This is a genomic window from Mesorhizobium sp. M7A.F.Ca.CA.004.12.1.1 (genome assembly GCF_003997835.1).
In the GTDB taxonomy this organism is placed as follows: Bacteria; Pseudomonadota; Alphaproteobacteria; order Rhizobiales; family Rhizobiaceae; genus Mesorhizobium.
Window position 1 is genome coordinate 1 of the sequence record NZ_RZRK01000699.1, and the last position, 3,199, is coordinate 3,199.

Consider the following 3,199-nt stretch of genomic DNA (forward strand, 5'->3'; position numbering starts at 1 on the left):
GCCGCGATGACGAGCGCGGCGACGACAAGCGTCAGCAGTGCCGGCAGCCGCAGAAAGGCGAGGCCGAGCAGGCTGGCCAGCGCGATCTCGTGCAAGATGCCGAAGAAGATGAATCCATCCGGCGTGGCGATACGGGTGACGACCGATATCGCGATCGCGGCTCCCGCGACCATGGCGAACCGCTTCCAGAAGCCGTTCCAGCGGATTTGTCGGCCATGGGCGAGGTACAGACTGACGCCGACCAGGAACAGGAAGGTCGAAGCGATGCAACGCGCGTAGATCTTCCACCAGCCGAAGGCGGTCAGGCCGGGATCGGTGTAGCCGAAGAACTCCAGATCCCAGGTGAAATGGTAGCTCGCCATGGCGATCAGCGCGATGCCGCGCACGATGTCGATAGCGACGATGCGCTTTGGTCGATCCGGAACGGGTGCGGTCGGCGTTTGGATGCTCATGGTCTCGCATTCTGATTCAGCCCCGCTGGAGGACTATCACGGTTGCCCGGCACAAAAGAAGACCGGCAACTCTGCCGACAACCCGGATCAGCCGCGGCATTGGGCCAGTGCAGGGAAGCCTTTGGCCGGCTTCGCTTTTGCCGGATGCGCGTCGGTTTCCTCTTATTGGCGCTGGGATCGCCACGTCAGATTTGACCCGGTGAATCTGCTTCGGGGAAAGCAATGTCCACCCATGTGCGCCATCCAATCTGGCTGCCGGCTCTCAAGGCCGCGGACGCGCGCACCTTCGCGTCGCTCTATGCGGTCGAATCCTTCGCCCGCGCCACGGTGTCGAGCGTCATCCCGATCCAGGCCTACGAGATCCTGCACAACGAGCAGATCGTGTCGATGCTCTACACAGTCGTGGCGATGCTCGGGCTGTCGGTGACATTGTTCATGCCGATGCTGATCCGCCGTTTTGCCCGGCGCTGGGTCTACACGGCAGGCGCCTGCCTGCTGGCCGTCGGCTCGCTGTTCTTCGTCACCGACACGCTTGCCGGGCAACTGGCCGGCATGCTGTGCCGGGTGATGGGCGCCAGCGCGCTGTCGATCACGCTCAACCTCTACATCATGGACCACATCCGCAAGACCGACTTCATGCAGGCCGAATCGCTGCGCATGGCGTGGTCGATGCTGGCCTGGACCGGTGGGCCGACGCTCGGCATCTTCCTCTACACGCGCTTCGGCATCTATGCCGCGCATGGTACGGTCGCGGTGTTCGCGTTTGGCCTGCTGGCGCTGTTCTGGACCTACCGCCTCGGCGACAACCAGTCTATCCGTCCGGGCAAGACGCGCCCCGTCAATCCGCTCGCCAATATCGGCCGCTTCGTGGCGCAGCCCAGGCTCAGGCTGGCTTGGCTGATCGCCTTTGGGCGCTCCTGCTTCTGGACGACGTTCTTCGTCTATGGGCCGCTGTTCATGGTCATCACAGGTGAGGGCAAGCTGGCCGGCGGCCTGCTGGTTTCGGCCGGCAACGCGCTGTTGTTCATGGCGATTTTCTGGGGCAAGGCAGGAAAGCGCTTTGGTGGCCGCGGGACCATGACATTCGCCTATTTCGCCATGTCGGCCGCGCTTTTGGCGGCGGGCTTCGTCGGCGAAACCGTGCCGCTGCTTACCGGCGCCTTCCTGCTCTGCGGTGCCTTCTTCACCATTGCGCTCGACGCCCTCGGCTCGACCGCCTTCATGCGCTCGGTGCGCTCCTATGAAAGATCTCAGATGGCAGCGGTCTACCGCACCTATCTCGACTTTTCCGAGTTGACGCCGCCGCTGGTCTATTCAGTGGCGCTGGCCTTCTTCGGCCTGGGCTCGGTGTTCGTCACGCTCGGTCTGCTGGCGGCGGTCTGCGGCTTTGTGACGTGGCGCTATCTGCCAAAATCACTTTGACCTTCATGGCGCATTCGCAATGGTCACCGGCGGAATTTGGTTTGCCGGAAGCGAGGATTCTGCCTATAGTCACCGGTGTCGCCGGTTCCATTTTGGAGCCAAGAGGGAATGCGGTGAGGGCGAATTTCGCCCAATGCCGTGGCTGCCCCCGCAACTGTGTGCGGTAGTCCTCTCCATAAACCACTGAGGATTTTTTCTTCGGGAAGGTGGGGAAGGACGCTGATCCGTGAGCCAGGAGACCTGCCGGCGACAGGAAACTGACTTCGATGCCCTCGGGTGGAGGGCGAAAGGACAAGACATGACTACCGCTTCCGTCTCCCTCGGCACCTCCGTCTCCTCGCAGTCGCGCTTCATGCAGCTCGCTCTTGCCGCGCTGCTCGGCGTTTTCGTGATGGGCTTTGTCGGCTTCTCGCATATCGATGCGGTCCACAATGCGGCTCACGACTATCGCCATTCGATGGCGTTTCCCTGCCACTGACGAGGGGCTGACATCATGAACCTGTTTCGCAACGTCGTGTTCATCGCGGCGATCGCAGGGCTCGTGGCCGGCGTCGTCCTCGCCTGCCTGCAAGCCTATGCCACCGTGCCGCTGATCCTGAAGGCGGAAGTCTACGAACAGGCGGGCGGCGGGCATCACCATGACCATGCCGCTCCGGCCGCAACGGATAGCAATGCCATGAGCACAACTGCACCGGCGGGAGATGCCATGAGCTCTGCTGCCCCGGCGGCGGAAGCCGCTCCGGCAGACGAAGGCTGGGCGCCGGCAGATGGTTTCGAGCGTTTCGCCTTCAGCGTGCTTGCCAACATCGTCACCGGCATCGGCTTCGCCTTGATCCTGGTCGCGGTCTCCGAATTCGCCGGCGGCATCGGTGGCTGGCGCCAGGGCGTGTTCTGGGGCCTGGCCGGCTTCGCCGTGTTCACGCTGGCGCCTGGCCTCGGCCTGCCGCCGGAACTGCCGGCCATGCCGGCCGCCGATCTCACCCAGCGCCAGATCTGGTGGTGGGCGACGGTGGCGGCAACCGCTGCCGGTCTCGGCCTGATCGCGTTTCGCAAGTCGCTGCCGCTGGCGATCCTTGCCGTCCTTTTGATCGTCGTGCCGCATGTTGTCGGTGCACCGCAGCCCGACAGTTACGAAACGGCGATTCCGGAAGGGCTGCATCACCAGTTCGTGGTGGCGGTGACCGTGACCAATCTGGTGTTCTGGCTGGTGCTCGGCGCGGTCGTCGGTGTGGTGCGTGGCCGCTTCACCGGCACCGCGACCAGCCTGCGCGACAGCTTTGCCTGATCGCAAGACACTGACCTTCCTCATCGGCGGTGCGCGCCCC

General features: G+C 63.8%; 4 protein-coding genes and 1 riboswitch. Of the genes, 3 read left to right on the forward strand and 1 reads right to left on the reverse strand.

Annotation, left to right across the window (positions count from 1 at the left end; genetic code table 11):
* A partial coding sequence (locus EN984_RS27885) for a heparan-alpha-glucosaminide N-acetyltransferase domain-containing protein (RefSeq protein ID WP_127384107.1) occupies nt 1-452 on the reverse strand: 452 nt, incomplete at its 3' end.
* 222 nt (nt 453-674) lie between these two features.
* On the opposite strand from EN984_RS27885, the gene EN984_RS27890 reads away from it, so the two are divergent.
* From EN984_RS27890 to EN984_RS27900, 3 genes are all read left to right on the forward strand, one after another.
* Entirely contained in the window at nt 675-1,874 is a 1,200-nt protein-coding gene (locus tag EN984_RS27890) for an MFS transporter (RefSeq protein WP_127267997.1), read from the forward strand.
* A 65-nt stretch (nt 1,875-1,939) separates the two neighbouring features.
* Nucleotides 1,940-2,137: riboswitch (cobalamin riboswitch) on the forward strand.
* A gap of 35 nt (nt 2,138-2,172) precedes the next feature.
* Nucleotides 2,173-2,352, forward strand: a complete 180-nt coding sequence (locus EN984_RS27895; RefSeq protein ID WP_127267996.1) for a CbtB domain-containing protein — start codon at nt 2,173-2,175, stop codon at nt 2,350-2,352.
* Between the two features lie 15 nt (nt 2,353-2,367).
* The gene (locus EN984_RS27900) at nt 2,368-3,159 is read left to right on the forward strand and encodes a CbtA family protein (RefSeq protein WP_127272673.1); all 792 of its coding nucleotides are present in this window, start codon (nt 2,368-2,370) and stop codon (nt 3,157-3,159) included.
* Nucleotides 3,160-3,199: the final 40 nt, after the last annotated feature.

Excerpts from the sequence above, each read along its gene's own strand:
- EN984_RS27900 (WP_127272673.1), top strand. The coding sequence starts at position 2,368 with ATGAACCTGTTTCGCAACGTCGTGTTCATCGCGGCGATCGCAGGGCTC.
- EN984_RS27890 (WP_127267997.1), top strand. The coding sequence starts at position 675 with ATGTCCACCCATGTGCGCCATCCAATCTGGCTGCCGGCTCTCAAGGCC.
- EN984_RS27895 (WP_127267996.1), top strand. The coding sequence starts at position 2,173 with ATGACTACCGCTTCCGTCTCCCTCGGCACCTCCGTCTCCTCGCAGTCG.